General features: G+C 39.4%; 17 protein-coding genes. All 17 read right to left on the bottom strand.

Features of this window, described 5'->3' with window-relative positions:
* Positions 1–16: 16 nt before the first annotated feature.
* Positions 17–754 (bottom strand): 30S ribosomal protein S2, encoded by a 738-nt coding sequence (gene rpsB / locus CSV63_RS01160; RefSeq protein ID WP_099630940.1) that lies wholly within the window; start codon positions 752–754, stop codon positions 17–19.
* Between the two features lie 153 nt (positions 755–907).
* A complete protein-coding gene (locus CSV63_RS01155; RefSeq protein ID WP_099694171.1) occupies positions 908–1,420 on the bottom strand; it encodes a hypothetical protein in 513 nt (170 codons plus the stop codon).
* Positions 1,421–1,424: 4 nt separating this feature from the next.
* On the bottom strand, positions 1,425–1,715 hold the full coding sequence (locus CSV63_RS16695; RefSeq protein WP_233191925.1) for an RNA polymerase subunit sigma: 291 nt from the start codon (positions 1,713–1,715) through the stop codon (positions 1,425–1,427).
* Positions 1,712–2,488, bottom strand: coding sequence for a FliA/WhiG family RNA polymerase sigma factor (locus CSV63_RS01145; RefSeq protein WP_099694170.1), 777 nt, complete (start codon positions 2,486–2,488; stop codon positions 1,712–1,714). Before CSV63_RS01145 ends, CSV63_RS16695 begins: the two co-directional genes overlap by 4 nt.
* 115 nt (positions 2,489–2,603) lie before the next feature.
* Complete coding sequence (locus tag CSV63_RS01140) at positions 2,604–3,098, bottom strand: chemotaxis protein CheD (RefSeq protein WP_099694169.1); 495 nt, start codon at positions 3,096–3,098, stop codon at positions 2,604–2,606.
* A complete protein-coding gene (locus CSV63_RS01135; RefSeq protein WP_099694168.1) occupies positions 3,099–3,731 on the bottom strand; it encodes a chemotaxis protein CheC in 633 nt (210 codons plus the stop codon).
* Positions 3,721–4,188, bottom strand: a complete 468-nt coding sequence (locus tag CSV63_RS01130; protein ID WP_099635957.1) for a chemotaxis protein CheW — start codon at positions 4,186–4,188, stop codon at positions 3,721–3,723. The genes CSV63_RS01135 and CSV63_RS01130 overlap by 11 nt, the downstream gene beginning before the upstream one ends.
* A gap of 13 nt (positions 4,189–4,201) precedes the next feature.
* Positions 4,202–6,271 carry a chemotaxis protein CheA gene (locus CSV63_RS01125; protein ID WP_099694167.1) on the bottom strand — a complete coding sequence of 690 codons (2,070 nt, stop codon included), beginning with the start codon at positions 6,269–6,271 and terminating at the stop codon, positions 4,202–4,204.
* A gap of 15 nt (positions 6,272–6,286) precedes the next feature.
* The gene (locus tag CSV63_RS01120) at positions 6,287–7,366 is read right to left on the bottom strand and encodes a protein-glutamate methylesterase/protein-glutamine glutaminase (protein ID WP_369823778.1); all 1,080 of its coding nucleotides are present in this window, start codon (positions 7,364–7,366) and stop codon (positions 6,287–6,289) included.
* Positions 7,367–7,418: 52 nt separating this feature from the next.
* Positions 7,419–8,285: a MinD/ParA family protein gene (locus CSV63_RS01115; protein ID WP_099694165.1), complete on the bottom strand. Its 867-nt coding sequence runs from the start codon at positions 8,283–8,285 to the stop codon at positions 7,419–7,421.
* The gene (gene flhF, locus CSV63_RS01110; protein ID WP_099694164.1) at positions 8,278–9,390 is read right to left on the bottom strand and encodes a flagellar biosynthesis GTPase FlhF; all 1,113 of its coding nucleotides are present in this window, start codon (positions 9,388–9,390) and stop codon (positions 8,278–8,280) included. The genes CSV63_RS01115 and flhF overlap by 8 nt, the downstream gene beginning before the upstream one ends.
* On the bottom strand, positions 9,390–11,420 hold the full coding sequence (flhA, locus tag CSV63_RS01105) for a flagellar biosynthesis protein FlhA (RefSeq protein ID WP_099694163.1): 2,031 nt from the start codon (positions 11,418–11,420) through the stop codon (positions 9,390–9,392). Before flhA ends, flhF begins: the two co-directional genes overlap by 1 nt.
* 24 nt (positions 11,421–11,444) lie before the next feature.
* Positions 11,445–12,536, bottom strand: coding sequence for a flagellar biosynthesis protein FlhB (gene flhB, locus CSV63_RS01100; RefSeq protein ID WP_099694162.1), 1,092 nt, complete (start codon positions 12,534–12,536; stop codon positions 11,445–11,447).
* Positions 12,529–13,305, bottom strand: a complete 777-nt coding sequence (fliR, locus tag CSV63_RS01095) for a flagellar biosynthetic protein FliR (RefSeq protein WP_099675129.1) — start codon at positions 13,303–13,305, stop codon at positions 12,529–12,531. Before fliR ends, flhB begins: the two co-directional genes overlap by 8 nt.
* A 4-nt stretch (positions 13,306–13,309) precedes the next feature.
* Positions 13,310–13,579: a flagellar biosynthesis protein FliQ gene (gene fliQ, locus CSV63_RS01090; RefSeq protein WP_099694161.1), complete on the bottom strand. Its 270-nt coding sequence runs from the start codon at positions 13,577–13,579 to the stop codon at positions 13,310–13,312.
* A gap of 12 nt (positions 13,580–13,591) precedes the next feature.
* Positions 13,592–14,257, bottom strand: a complete 666-nt coding sequence (gene fliP / locus CSV63_RS01085) for a flagellar type III secretion system pore protein FliP (RefSeq protein ID WP_099694160.1) — start codon at positions 14,255–14,257, stop codon at positions 13,592–13,594.
* Positions 14,250–14,915 (bottom strand): flagellar biosynthetic protein FliO, encoded by a 666-nt coding sequence (locus CSV63_RS01080; RefSeq protein WP_099694159.1) that lies wholly within the window; start codon positions 14,913–14,915, stop codon positions 14,250–14,252. Before CSV63_RS01080 ends, fliP begins: the two co-directional genes overlap by 8 nt.
* Between the last annotated feature and the right edge of the window lie 6 nt (positions 14,916–14,921).

Genomic DNA, 14,921 nt, shown 5'->3' with positions numbered 1-14,921 from the left:
TCATCATGTACTCATTTCAGTCTGCAGTAACAGTTGCTGTTTCGTTTACTGTTTCAGCTACTTCGTCGTCTTCACCTTGACGGGATTCAATCAAAGCATCTGCCATTTTGCTTGTAAGTAAACGTACTGCGCGGATTGCATCGTCGTTCGCAGGGATGACATAGTCGATTTCGTCCGGATCACAGTTAGTATCAACGATTCCAACGAGTGGAATATTCAATTTGATTGCTTCAGCTACCGCAATACGCTCTTTACGTGGATCTACGATAAAGATTACATCAGGCAAGCCTTTCATGTCACGGATACCGCCTAGGAATTTCACAAGACGCTCGTGTTCTTTATTTAATTGAGAAACTTCTTTTTTAGGAAGTACGTCGAACGTGCCATCCTCTTCCATTTTCTCAATAGCTTTCATACGTGCTACACGTTTTTGAATAGTACCGAAGTTCGTCAATGTTCCACCCAACCAACGTTGGTTGATGTAATACATTCCAGCACGTTCTGCTTCTTCTTTGATTGCTTCTTGTGCTTGTTTCTTCGTACCTACGAAAAGAACTTTACCACCATCAGCACCGACTTGGCGCATGAAGTTGTAAGCTTCCTCTAATTTTTTGACCGTTTTTTGAAGGTCAATGATATAGATGCCGTTACGCTCCACGAAGATAAATTTCTTCATTTTTGGATTCCAACGACGTGTTTGGTGTCCGAAATGTACACCAGCTTCTAGCAATTGTTTCATTGAGATTACTGACATGTTTAATTCCTCCTATTGGTTTTTTGTCCTCCGCGTACTTCCTACGAATAAGTGACCATAATGGCACCCACTCATTCATCCGCACGCGTGTGTAGTAATACCATCTATTAAATTAACACAACTCTAAGTTGTTTGCAACTACTGTGTTTAACTTCAGTCAAACTTAATTATCAATTCGATTTCCGTTTTACCTTTTTTCAATTTTCTTGCAATATCCTCTATTGATTTACCTTCGGCATAAAGCTTTTTTGCTTTTTCTTTGTCATCCAGGTCGTCAAATGATTTTGAATGTAGTTCTGAATTCTTTTCTTTCTCATTCTTTTCAGTTTCCACCGTCTTTTGGTAGGAACGTAAAGCGAAATGTAAAGGAACCGGATGTGGCTTCTGTCTCGAACCAGACACTTCTGTTATTGACTGTTCGCTTGAAGCTGTATTTGTAGTAGGCTTCATTTGAGCATCTGTTTGTTGATTCAATTGATGGATTAACCGATCGTTTTCTTCTTTGATTTCCCCTAGATAAGCTAATATGGATTGATCCATTTCTTTCATAAGACGTTGTTGCTTTTTCTCCAAATTGTCAAATTTTGTGATTTTTAAGTACATCAACGTCATTACCATAAATCCGATGATTTGTAAGATGAATAAAAGAGCTAGTAGAATTCCCATAAAATTATCCACTGTAATCAACGAACGAACCTTTAAACGGATGCTTGGCTTGCTGTTGTTCTTTCTCATTTTTTTCTTGTTGTGACTCTTCGCTAGGCTGCTGACGATCTCCATCCATCTTTGCATATGGAGATGATTTTAGGACCGTTTCTTTGCTCTTTAAGGCTTGTTTTTCTGTTTGCAAATTGGCACTGTCTTGAGCAAGTTGAGACTGTTGCTGCTTTTGCTCCGCTATTTTGCCTGCCTCAAATGTCTTCGGGATAGCAATTTGAAGTTCGATAGCTTTCAAACTCATAAAATCCCTCCGTCGGTAATTTCAGCCGCCAACAGCGACCGTAACTTAAATAATGCTTTTGAATGTATTTGTGAGATTCTCGATGTAGATAAGCTTAAAATTTCTCCGATTTCTGTTAGCGTCATATCTTCCTGGTAAAACAAACTAAGTACCAATTGTTCATTTTCATTTAGTTCTTTGATTTTCGTTATTAAGTCTTCAATCAATTCGCCTTTGACCACTTGTTGTTCAGGTGTTTTCGTTTGATCATCCTGCAATACAAAGGTTTGATCGTGATCATCTTCATCATTCATTTTTTCATCAATGGACAAAACATTGGCAAAATACTGTTCATGCATAGTTTGATAGACTTGATCTGTTGTAACGCCTAAGTGATCTGCTACTTCCTCGGGTGTCACCGTTCGCAAGTAGGACTGTTCGAGCTTACTAATTTCTTCATCCATTTTCTTAGTTTTTTCTCTTAGGGAACGTGATAACCAATCTTCTTTTCTTAAACCATCTATAATCGTACCCCGAATCCGGAATGAAGCGTATGTGTCGAATTTCAAATCACGTGAAGGATCAAATTTCGTTAACGCGTCGAAAAGCCCTTGATAACCAAGAGATTTGATTTCATCACGTGATACGTTTTTCGGCAGTCCAGCACTGATTCGTTGGACGTGATAATTCACAAGAGGTGTATACATTCGTACTAGCGTATCACCTGCATCAGGATCACGGTTTTCGATCCATAACTTCCACTGATGTCGTTCAGTTACATCTTGATTTGTCATCGAATTCACGCCTTTCCTGTCAGGTTCCTTCTACCGATTTTATGTCTTATGTATAAGTATAGCAAAATACAATAGATAAAGGCGACTAATGTATTAGCCGCCTTCCTTTGTACTGTTAAATTTCCTGCGTTCCAGCATTGACGGTACGAACAAATAGGATACTCGTAGCAGGATCAAATTCAATTGTACGTCCACTGGATCCGCCTGTGTCTTCTGCGACAATCGGAATTGAATATCTTTTCAATTCTTTTTTTACCGCTTCTACATTGCGAGGACCTATACGGATCGTATCATTCGAACCGAACTGAAACATTTGTGCTCCACCAGCAATTTTCGCTTTGATGCTGAAAGGTCTAACTCCTTCAGATTTTAAAAGTTCCAACATTGCATGAATGCCCGTATCTGCGAATTTTGCTACATTCAATTTTGTTGACTTACCCAACTCGCTATCAGGCAACATGACATGCACCATACCTGCTATTTTTTTTGAAGAATCATACAGTACTACGCCAACACACGAACCCAGTCCTGATGTGCGAATCGTATGAGGGGATTTTGCGATATTCATATCCGCAATCCCTACACGCACTACTGTTTGAACGCCTGCCATCTATAAGACACCCAACGAACTAAATATCGTACGATATGACGGTGGATCAGGTAGTAAAAAGAAGTGCCCCGCTAAACTTGACACACCCTGTTCCCCTTCTTGTAATATTTCCGTCTCAATGACGATAACTTCATCACTGTACTGGGATACTTCGATCAGGCCGAAGCTAACAATGGCACCCACCATGTCAATACTTAATGAAGGTACAGTTGGATAGATATTTAATGATGTAAAATCAGAGAGCGCCGACAAATAGGAACCTGACAATATATTCCCCAACTCTTGTAGCGCAGAAGCACCCATTCCCAAATCATCTACATCCGTAAATGTAAACGTTGCGTCCCCTGTCAATTTGCGAATAAATTGTGTAGCAGATTTAATAGTCAGTACAAAAAACATCGTGCCCGTCAAATCACCTTCAATACGTAAAAAGATACCCGCCACGACTTTTTCCGTACCACCTGCTAAATCAAACATTTCATCAAATGTAACTAGTTCCACGTTAGGTACACGCATGTCAATTTTCTGACCTAACAATTGAGATAATGAAGTTGCAGCATGTGCTGCTCCAATATTCCCGATTTCCTTTAAGACATCCAGATGCATCTCGGTGATGTCATTTTTAGAATTCATCCGTATTCCCCTTCTTTATCGGTTGCAGTACTTTTTCCAGATTTAGCATAACCAATAATCGCTTATCAACTTTCGCCACTCCTGAAATAAATTCGGATTCTACAGACCCCACTACTTCCGGCTGAGGGCCTATTGCGCTTGTCGGAACATCCATTACATCATTCGCATCGTCCACAATTAATCCTACTTCTGCACCCGCATGCGAAACGATAATAATGCAGCTTGTCTCATCAAACTCTTTATACTCCATATCAAAACGTTCACGTAAATCCACCACTGGCGTCACTACACCACGTAAATTTAACACTCCTTTAACATAAGAAGGCATACGAGGAACACGTGTAATCGATAGCGATTTCTCAATGGATTCAACTACATCTAAGCCAATCGCATATTCCTTATTCATCAACTGAAAGACAATCACTTTCATTTCGCTTACTTCCGTTACTTTTGTCATGTCATCACCTCGATTATTTAATCAATGCATTACAGTCAACAATTAATGCGACTTGACCATTTCCTAGAATCGTAGCACCAGATATCGCAAAGACACTCTGCAAGTATTCACCGAGAGATTTTAGAACAATTTCTTGTTGACCAATAAATGAATCTACGACTAACCCAGCTAAACTGTCACCTTTACGAACGATCACAATAGATTGGAACTCATCTTCTTCATTACTTCTATTCTTCATTTCAAATATATCCTTTAAGTCTACCAAAGGTACAATGGTTCCACGGAAATCGATGACTGGCTGATTGTGAGCATTTAAAATATCTGACTTCTGAATAATGGCAGTTTCAATTATAGACGACAGCGGAATTGCATAAATTTCTTCATCCAACTCTACTAACATTACAGAAATAATAGAAAGAGTTAGAGGTAATTGCACCTGGAATAATGATCCTTTTCCTTCAGTGGAATCAATCGAAATATGTCCACCGAGAGATTCAATAGTGTTTTTCACAACGTCCAAACCGACGCCGCGACCTGATACATCTGTAATGGAAGCCGCGGTGGAAAACCCTGAAGCTAATATCAATTCCGCTACTTGCTTATTTGTCAATGTATCCGCAGCTTCCGGACTGATAATGCCCCGTTCAATCGCTTTACTAACTACGCGTTCACGATTTACACCCGCTCCATCATCCTCAAGCTCAATAAATACATGGTTACCCGAATGATAGGCACGTAATGTTACAGTTCCAGTCTCTGGCTTGCCATTCGCGATTCGCTCTTCCGGCATTTCAATACCGTGATCTAAGGCATTTCGAATCAAATGAACAAGGGGGTCTCCTATTTCGTCGATTACGGTACGGTCCAGCTCTGTTTCAGCGCCGACAATTTCTAAATCAATTTTCTTATTCAGGTCACGCGCCAATTGCCGAACCATTTTGGGGAATCTATTGAAGACCGTTTCTACAGGTACCATTCGCATGTTTAAAATAATGTTTTGCAAGTCTCCTGATACCCGAGTCATTCTTTCTACTGATTCATTCAATTCGGGGTTATGCAATTCACTGGCAATCGATTGGAGGCGTCCACGGTCAATAACCAGTTCTTCAAATAAATTCATTAAAATATCAAGTCGATCAATATTGACCCGTATAGTTTTATTGGAATTGGAAGTAGTGGTCTTTTTGGTCTTTATAGTTTCTTTAGGCGTTTCGTTGGTTGTTGCGGCTTTAGTAACAGGTACGATTGTCGTTTCTACTACACTAGGTTCTGGGTCACAAGTATTCAATGAGGCTTGCTTGTACTTCTGCACGTATTCATCCGTGATATGTGTAATATGTACATCTTCTATTTCAGAAACTTTCAGTACTTTCGCCTTTAAATCTGCAGCGTCTTCTTGCGTCAACAAGACAATCGTAAATTTCTGATCAAAATCCTCATTTTCTAATTGTTCTACTGTAGGAACCGTTTTGATGACTTCGCCTGACTTTTCCAAAATTTCAAAAGTCATGAAGACACGAGCTACTTTCAACAAGCAATCATCACGTAATGTAACAGTGATCTCCAATGCATTAAAGCCTTGTTCAGCGGATTGAGAAATAACCGTTAATTCAAACTCATCATAAGAAATTCCAGCCGAAGTGACGACCTCCATTGAAACTTCCTCAGCTGTTGCTGCAGGCTCGTTCGTTACATCTACTGGTTGTCCAGCTTCAATGCGATTAAGAGTATCTACTAACTTACTCACGTCTTTTTTTCCATCGCCACCTGATTCAATGTCTTGTACCATTAGTTCAAGATCATCTACTGCTTCAAATACCACGTCTAAAATCTCCGTTGAAACATGGATCTTTGAGTTTCGAATCGCATCAAGGACATTCTCCATCTTATGTGTTAAATCTGCAATATCTTCATATCCCATTGTCGCCGACATTCCTTTAAGCGTGTGTGCAGCTCTAAAGACTTCATTGACAATTGCAAGATCATCCGGATTATTTTCTAACGCTAGCAACTGTTCACTACAAGCTTGCAAGTGTTCTTTACTTTCTTCTATGAACATATCCAAATATTGACTTACATCCATTGTAAGGCCCCCTAGTTACTTCAAATTTCCTATTATCGCATCAGCGATTTGTTGTATATCTTTGATTTCGTCACTGAGACCTGCATCAATTATAGCTTTGGGCATGCCATATACAACGGACGTGTTTTTAGATTCCGCTATTGTAAACGTTTTACATGAAGCACGTAATAACTCCATACCTTCTTTACCGTCATACCCCATACCTGTCATGATCGCCGTTATATACCCAAGTTCTTTATGTGTTGCTGCTGATTCTAATAACACATTTACCGCTGGGCGATGTCCTGAACGCGGTGCTGCGTCTCCGTCTAATACGATCTTATAGCCCGTTCTAGATTTCTCAAACTTCAGATGCAAGCCGCCTGGTGCAATATAGGCTGTTCCATTTTCGATCGGTTCACCATGTTCAGCTTCTTTAACGGTTATTTCACTCAAATTATTCAGTCGTTCAGCCAATGACTTGGTGAAGCCAGGTGGCATATGCTGGACAATGAGAATTGGATGTGGAAAGTTCGCTGGAAACTTTGTAATGACTTCCTGCAAGGCCCTTGGTCCTCCGGTCGATGTACCTATTATAACAAACTGTTTAGCAATAAGTGTATTTTTTTTAGGTATGTTTACTATTTTAATAGGGAGTGTCGAAGTGCTTCTACTTTCATTTGCGATATTTTGTTTGCTTGGCGTTGGTGTATGACGGTTATTTTTGGATGTTATTTGACGCGTTAGTGTGTGAATCACCACATTTGAAGCAGCAAATACTTTCTCCACAATTTCTTGTTCAATTTCATGAAGATTTAACGAAATTGCGCCGCCGGGTTTTGCTATTACGTCGACAGCACCGTATTCTATCGCTAGAACTGCATTTTCTGTATTATGTTTTGTCGTACTTGATAATATCACTACAGGGATTGGCATGTGATCCATAATAAACTTTAAAGCTTCCAGTCCATTCATCACAGGCATTTCAATATCCATTGTAAGAACGTCTGGTTGAAGATCACGAACTTTTTCTATCGCATCTTTGCCATTTCTAGCGATGCCAATGACTTCCATCATGGGGTGTTTATTCAACATATCGGAGATTAACTTCCGCATAAAAGCCGAGTCGTCTACAACAAGAATGCGTTTTTTCTTTGCAGTAATCAAATTAGACACGCCCCTTTAGGAAAACACCTTTGATTTTATCTATGAATCCAGAAGTTTCAACAGAAGTGTTCGGTTTGTTGCTGTGTAAAAATGTATCAGTTATTGCCAGCATTCGCTTGCTAACTTTTGAATTAGGATATAATTTGACGAAAGGGATTTGAGCTATTACTGCATTACGTACATGAATGTCATCCGGCAAAAAGCCTAAAACATGAGTATCTATAAATAAAAACTTCCGCATAGCCAACTGAAGCCGTGCGACGGAGTCTCGTCCATCTTGCTCTTTTAGAACACGATTACTCACTATGTGAATAGATTTATTCGCATCTTGCAGACATATAAACTTAATCATCGAATACGCATCCGTAATAGAAGTTGGCTCCGGTGTCGCTATTAAAATAATTTCATCCATCGCCAAGATTAAATCAATTGAACTCTTCGTTGCTCCTGCACCCATATCAAATAAAATAACATCATATTCCATCTGTAAAATAGAAAATGCCTCAATCAATCGATCAAACATTTCACCTGACCACTCCACCACATTTTCCAGCCCAGAACCACCCGCTATAAACGCAAGATTGTCTTCAATAGGAGTCACAACGCTCTGCAATTGTTGCTTATCAGACAAGTAATCTTTTAGATGAAACATTGGGGTAGCCCCAAATAATATATGAATATTCCCCATCCCAATATCCATGTCCACAATTAATACTTTCTTACCTTTCGCTACGAGTCCGTAAGAGAAATTAGCGGTGAAATTCGATTTGCCTACTCCGCCTTTTCCACTAACGACGGCAATTGAGCGAGCTACTTGTCTTTGACTTTTCATCATTTTTAGTCGAAGTGCTTCAGCCTGATCATGCATGTGAATCACCTGCTAATAGAAGGTCCACTATCTTTTCCGAACTGGCTTCTGTTAAATCTTCAGGTACCTCTTGTCCATCTGTGTAGTAGGATACACCTATACCATATTTCAGAATTAAATTAATTATAGATCCGACTGAATCGGTTTCATCTGTCTTGGTAAATATAAATTTCTCAATTGGGAAATTAGTAAATTGTCTAATGATGGTATCCATATCCTGTTCCTTTGATGTGGTAGATAACACAAGAAATGTTTCCATATCCAATGAGAAATCAATGAGTTTCGATAAATCATCGACAAATTTTGCTTCTTTATAATTTCGGCCCGCTGTATCGATAAATATGAGATCTAAATCTTTTAACTTTTCAATTGCGGTACGGAAATCTTCTTCACTATAAGCGATTTCAACCGGCGCCTGAAGTAAATTGGCATATGTGCGCAATTGTTCGATTGCTGCAATTCGATACGTATCGGTCGTAATGAAACCAACTTTCTTTTTTTCTTCCAGTAAGGCACGTGCGGCAATTTTCGCAATGGTCGTGGTTTTTCCTACACCAGTCGGCCCTAGTACATTTATAAACTGTTTCTGATAAGTGATTCCACCGAAAGGTATGTCGTGAAGTTGATCGCTGAACCATGTTCTAATCAATTCCATTTGCTGTCCTTCAGTGAAATCGATCTTATCTTGCTTCATTCGATTGAATACTAGATTACCAATCTCTGTAATATATTTACTATCCACACCTTGCTTCTGTAACTTCTTCAATATAGGTAATAGTTCATCGGGATACTTTTCAAATGTACGATCTACTGGCTGAATATCTTTCAGCATTTGTTTGATCTCTCGCATTTCTTGTTCAATTTGTTCAACAGACTCTGGCTCTGCAATGGGTTGCACAGAATGAACTCGTGATTCATAGATACGTTCTGCATTCGTTTCGTCATAGCTTGCAACTACTTCTACTGACCGTTTACGAAACAGACCAAAAAAACTTTTTGTTTTCGTGACGTTTGAACTGAGGATGATCGCGTCTTCCCCAAAATCTTCACGGACTTTCGCCATAGCATCAACCATTGTAGATGCTGTATACTTTTTCATTTTCATTAAATATCCACCACCCCTACACTTTGCACTTCCACTGATGCTTCCAATTCATTATAAGATAGTATAGGTATCTGTGGGAAATACCGCTCCGTGATTTGACGTAAGTACATACGAATGGCAGGTGAACATAAAATGACAGGAGATTGGTCCAGCATAGCTACCCGTTCGACTTCTTGCGCAATTCGTTCCAAGATCATTTGAGATTGTGATGGGTCTATTGAAAGAAAGTTTCCTTGTTCTGTTTGTTGAATACTATCCGCAATGAGTTTCTCTACCTTCCCAGCGACTGTTAATACTTTTAACGCCCCGTTACCTACAACAAATTGACCAGTGATCTGACGTGCCAATGATTGTCTGACGTATTCAGTCAGGACATCTACATCGGATGTGTACTTCGAATAGTCTGCAAGTGTCTCAAAAATGATAGGTAAATTACGGACGGAAACTTGTTCGTTCAATAATTTAGCAAGCACTTTTTGAATCTCGCCAATTGATAATGGAGTTGGTGTAAGTTCATCAACCAAAATCGGATATGTTTCATGTACGTGATCGACCAGTTGTTTGGTTTCCTGACGTCCAAGTAAGTCGGATGCATTGGCACGAATGACTTCAGTCAAATGAGTAGATACAACACTTGGTGGATCCACGACTGTGTAACCCATGATTTCTGCTTCTTCTTTCGCTTCTTCAGTAATCCATTTCGCTGGCAATCCAAACGAAGGTTCAATAGTATCTATTCCTTCTATTAAATCTTCACCGCCTGGACTCATAGCTAGATAATGATCTAACAATAGTTCACCCCTAGCCATTTCATTCCCTTTGATTTTGATTCTGTATTCGTTCGGTTGTAATTGTATATTATCTCGAATGCGAACGACTGGAATGACGAGACCAAGTTCTATCGCTAACTGACGACGAATCATAACGACTCGATCCAGCAAATCCCCACCCTGTGTGGCATCTACAAGAGGGATGAGACCATAACCAAATTCAAACTCAATCGGGTCGACATTCAAGAGGTCAACAACATTTTCAGGCCGTTTCAACCCTTCAGTCTCAACATTTTCTTCTATTTCTAATAATTCGTTTGGATCTTCATCTTTTTTACGTGACATCATAAATGCACCCATTGCCAATGCACCCGCAATCGGAATGGTTAAGATGTCATTAATCGGTGTAGCAAGACCTAGTAAAAAAATTGTAATAGATGCTACATAAAGTAATTTTGGTTGTCCTAATAATTGATTCGTAATATCCGTGCCTAAGTTTCCTTCTGATGCAGCACGGGTAACTACAATACCCGTTGCCGTGGAAATCAATAGTGCAGGTATTTGTGAAACAATACCATCCCCGACAGTGAGTGTAGAGAATTGAACTGCTGCTTCAGCAAACGGCAACCCCATCTGTACGACGCCAATAATCATACCGACCAATAAGTTGATCATAACGATGATAATTCCGGCAATGGCATCCCCTTTAACAAATTTTGTTGCACCGTCCATCGCACCATAGAAATCTGCTTCGTTACTTACTTTTTCACGACGTGTGCGAGCTTCTATATCGGAGATCATCCCTGCGTTTAAGTCGGCATCAATACTCATTTGCTTACCTGGCATTGCATCAAGAGTAAAACGTGCAGCAACTTCGGAAACACGCTCCGAACCTTTTGTTATAACAATAAACTGAATAATGATTAAAATAACAAAAACTACTAATCCTACAACAATATTTCCGCCCGTAACGAACGTACCAAACGTGTCTACTACTCCACCCGCATCACCTTCCGAAAGAATCGCACGTGTTGTAGAAACGTTAAGACCTAGACGGAATAATGTAAGTAATAATAACAATGATGGAAAGATAGAGAATTGCAGTGCTTCCTGCATATTCATCGCAGTTAGTAAAACCATCAGCCCAAGTGTAATATTGATAATAATCAAGAAACTTAATAACCAAGGTGGTAATGGGATGACAAGCATCGCAATGATCATAATAACCGCCGCGAGTACTCCTATATCTCTAAACTGCATGCCATCCCTACTTTCTTCTATAACTTATATTTTCTTTTGAATACGATATACATACGCTAGAATTTCTGCGATTGCTTTAAAGAATTGCTCCGGTATTCGATCCCCAATCTCTACCTCATCATACATAGCACGTGCTAGAGGTCGATTTTCTACCATTACAATATCGTGCTCTGACGCAATCATTTTAATTTTTTGTGCGACAAAATCTGCACCTTTCCCAACGACGATTGGCGAATCCATCTGATCTTCATCGTACTTTAGCGCAATGGCATAGTGAGTAGGATTGGTGATTACTACGTCCGCTTCAGGGATCTCTTGCATCATCCGACGCATGGCCATTTCACGCTGACGCTGTCTAATACGGGATTTGATAAGCGGGTCACCGTCCATATTTTTACTTTCATCTTTAATATCTTGTTTAGACATTTTAAGGTTTTTTTCATAGTCAAATTTCTGATAAAGAAAGTCCAAGATAGAAATAAACAATAATACCATTGATGCGATGATCCCCATCATTCCGACTAACTTTGCTACAGTCACCAATGTTACTTGCGGTGTCTTAAATGCCAAGTCCAGCACTTGGTCCAGATTACTCCATACAATAAGGGTGGTAACAGTCCCAATAAAAGAAATTTTTAATATGGATTTCAATAACTCTACAATCGCACGAATAGAAAAGATTCGCTTTAATCCTTTAATTGGATCTATTTTCTTTAAATCAAACTTCAATGTCTCTGCAGTAAATAAGAGACCGAATTGTAGCAAATTCGCTGCAACACTGGCAACAACTGCTATTAACATAATCGGCAATAAAATGATTGCCATTTGTTTAATAACGCTTATGTATACTAACATGACTTGTTCTTCATCCAGCGATTTGATCGGGATAAAGTGTGTAAAAGATTCCCGGAAAAACACAAAGAAATTATCCCGCATAAAACCTGCGGCAAAGAACATAAATGTAAAAATAGAAAAAAGTACAATAGCTGCTGTTACGTCTTGACTTTTTAGTACTTGGCCTTTCTTCCTGGAATCTTCCCGCTTTTTGGGGGTAGCTTTTTCCGTCTTCTCACCGGCAAAGAATTGTAAATCTAGCCTTAGTAACAAGTTAGCCACCCCCAAGCAGTATCATCAGATTTCTCATCGTCACAATCATAATTTCAAACATTTTCTTCATGACGATGATGAAGACACTAGACATCGTAACGATTACCAAGAAACTGACACCAATTTTAATTGGAAACCCCACTACAAAAATATTTAATTGTGGTACAGCACGTGCAGTAATCCCGAGTGCCAAATCGACAAGAAATAACGTAGCTACAACTGGAATCGCCATTTGAAACGCAATCGCAAAGGATTTCGCAAAGGTCAAAACGATAAATTCTGCCATGTTCGGACTACCAAAAGGCGGCCACATAGACGTGATCGGAACAAACTCATAGCTGTAAAATATCCCATCCAAAAGCAAATGATGACCATTGACCACTAATAACAATAACATCGCTAACGAATTAAGAAACTGTCCTAGCAATGGTGACTGCGCACCCGTTTGAGGATCAATAACGTTCGCAATAGCAAATCCCATCTGAAAATCAATAAATCCACCAGCTACTTGAATAGCTGACATAATAATAAAAGCGGCAATGCCGATTGATAAGCCGACTACCGCTTCCTTAAGTACAAGTAATATGTATTGACCATCGATTACCAGTTCGGGCATCGTGATGGAGTAAGACATCATCCAGGCTAGTATTGCCCCAAATAATAATCGTTGCGTAGCTGGAATGGTCTTGTAAGAGAATAATGGCAGTGTTACGAAGAAAGAAGTAACACGGGTTAGTATAAGTAAAAATGCGGGTAACGACGGAATCAGTTCATTCATTTAATCACCCAATGTACCTAGAGAGATTGGAAAAGATTTCACTAGCATATCCGGTGACATAGGATAACATCCAAGGTCCAAAAAATATAATAGCAACCATAACCGCTATGATTTTCGGCACAAATGCCAATGTTTGCTCTTGAATTTGTGTAGTTGCCTGAAAGATACTCACGGCAAGCCCCGTTACTAACGCTACGATTAAGAGAGGTCCCGAAGCGAGGAGAATCACCCAAACTGACCGTTCTGCAATGGATATAACAAATTCACTCGTCATTCAAATCCCCTCCTAAAAGCTTTGTAGCAATGACTGGATAATGAGATACCAACCGTCAACTAGTACAAATAATAATATTTTGAATGGTAATGAAATCATAACGGGTGGAAGCATCATCATCCCCATAGACATAAGCACACTTGCTACGATCATATCGATGACAAGAAAGGGAATGAAAATCATAAAGCCCATTTGAAATGCTGTCTTAATTTCACTGAGGGCGAAAGCCGGTACCATCATAGTTAGCGGAATATCTTCAATTGTTTCCGGTCGCTCCATCTGGTTATAGCGCATGAATAATTCTAAATCTTTCTGTCTTGTATGTTGGCTCATAAATTCTTTGAATGGCACACTGGCCCGCTCGTATGCCTCGTCCAAACTGATTTCTTCATCAAACAAAGGGGTCAATGCTTCTTCATTCACTTGAGATAGCACAGGCGACATGATGAAAAACGTCAGAAATAATGCTAACCCAACCAAAACTTGGTTAGGAGGCATTTGCTGTGTAGCTAGCGCCGTCCGAACAAATGACAGGACAATAATGATCCTAGCAAACGAAGTCATCAAAATTAAAATTGCTGGTGCAAGTGACAATACCGTAAGTAAAAGCAACATCTTAATGGAAGTTGAGACATTGGTGGGATCACTGTCAGAAAATGTGCCCAGAAAATCAACCATCGCGGTCGCTCTCCTTCCGATGTAAATGTTTTAATTGCTCTTTTCTATCAGATTTGATCTCATTCATTTTGGTAGAAAACAATTGACTAAAAGTGGTTTCTTCTGAAGGTGTTTGTTTAGCCTTTGAAGAAAATCTAGTATACAGTTTTGAAACTAGTCCCTTCTGAACTTCATCATTTTGGTCATAACGTGCCAGTAATTCAGCAATTTCATCAGGATCTTCAATTTCCTTTAACAACTGTACATTTTCTCCAACACCGACCACAAAATAGTGATTACCCATTTTCACTAGTTGAATGGACTTATTTTGACCTAACGGTACGCCGCCCATATTCGTCATGAGTCGATTCGAGTCGAAGTTTCTATTACGTTTGTTCATGAAACGCAGTAACCACACGAGCAAACCAATGACAAATACAAAAGCAAAAAGTGTTCGGATATAATCTTTCACCGTGAGACCTTTTGGCTTGTCCAATTCATTATGGGTTACTAGTTTTTTATCACTCTCTGTAGCAGGAGATTTCTCTTCGCAGTCTTTATTTTTTCCAATACAGTCTGATACGCTGACATTAGGATTAGTTTCTGCATGTGCAAATGGTGTGATAGTGAAGCACAGAAAGAATAGTAGTATACAATAGATTACCAGTTTTACTTTCATCTGTTG

Source organism: Sporosarcina sp. P34, from assembly GCF_002743375.1.
GTDB lineage: Bacteria > Bacillota > Bacilli > Bacillales_A > Planococcaceae > Sporosarcina.
The sequence above is the reverse complement of the archived record's forward strand: the minus strand, read 5'-3'. Positions and strand labels throughout refer to the sequence as shown.

Bases quoted from the DNA above. Each gene is read 5' to 3' on its own strand.
- fliQ (WP_099694161.1), bottom strand. From the start codon at position 13,579: ATGACGAGTGAATTTGTTATATCCATTGCAGAACGGTCAGTTTGGGTG.
- CSV63_RS01125 (WP_099694167.1), bottom strand. From the start codon at position 6,271: ATGGATGTAAGTCAATATTTGGATATGTTCATAGAAGAAAGTAAAGAA.
- flhF (WP_099694164.1), bottom strand. From the start codon at position 9,390: ATGAAAATGAAAAAGTATACAGCATCTACAATGGTTGATGCTATGGCG.
- CSV63_RS01135 (WP_099694168.1), bottom strand. From the start codon at position 3,731: ATGAATTCTAAAAATGACATCACCGAGATGCATCTGGATGTCTTAAAG.
- fliP (WP_099694160.1), bottom strand. From the start codon at position 14,257: ATGGTTGATTTTCTGGGCACATTTTCTGACAGTGATCCCACCAATGTC.
- CSV63_RS01145 (WP_099694170.1), bottom strand. From the start codon at position 2,488: ATGACAAATCAAGATGTAACTGAACGACATCAGTGGAAGTTATGGATC.
- CSV63_RS01140 (WP_099694169.1), bottom strand. From the start codon at position 3,098: ATGGCAGGCGTTCAAACAGTAGTGCGTGTAGGGATTGCGGATATGAAT.
- CSV63_RS16695 (WP_233191925.1), bottom strand. From the start codon at position 1,715: ATGAGTTTGAAAGCTATCGAACTTCAAATTGCTATCCCGAAGACATTT.
- CSV63_RS01080 (WP_099694159.1), bottom strand. From the start codon at position 14,915: ATGAAAGTAAAACTGGTAATCTATTGTATACTACTATTCTTTCTGTGC.
- CSV63_RS01155 (WP_099694171.1), bottom strand. From the start codon at position 1,420: ATGGGAATTCTACTAGCTCTTTTATTCATCTTACAAATCATCGGATTT.
- CSV63_RS01115 (WP_099694165.1), bottom strand. From the start codon at position 8,285: ATGCATGATCAGGCTGAAGCACTTCGACTAAAAATGATGAAAAGTCAA.
- fliR (WP_099675129.1), bottom strand. From the start codon at position 13,305: ATGAATGAACTGATTCCGTCGTTACCCGCATTTTTACTTATACTAACC.
- flhA (WP_099694163.1), bottom strand. From the start codon at position 11,420: ATGCAGTTTAGAGATATAGGAGTACTCGCGGCGGTTATTATGATCATT.
- CSV63_RS01130 (WP_099635957.1), bottom strand. From the start codon at position 4,188: ATGACAAAAGTAACGGAAGTAAGCGAAATGAAAGTGATTGTCTTTCAG.
- rpsB (WP_099630940.1), bottom strand. From the start codon at position 754: ATGTCAGTAATCTCAATGAAACAATTGCTAGAAGCTGGTGTACATTTC.
- CSV63_RS01120 (WP_369823778.1), bottom strand. From the start codon at position 7,366: ATGCGGAAGTTAATCTCCGATATGTTGAATAAACACCCCATGATGGAA.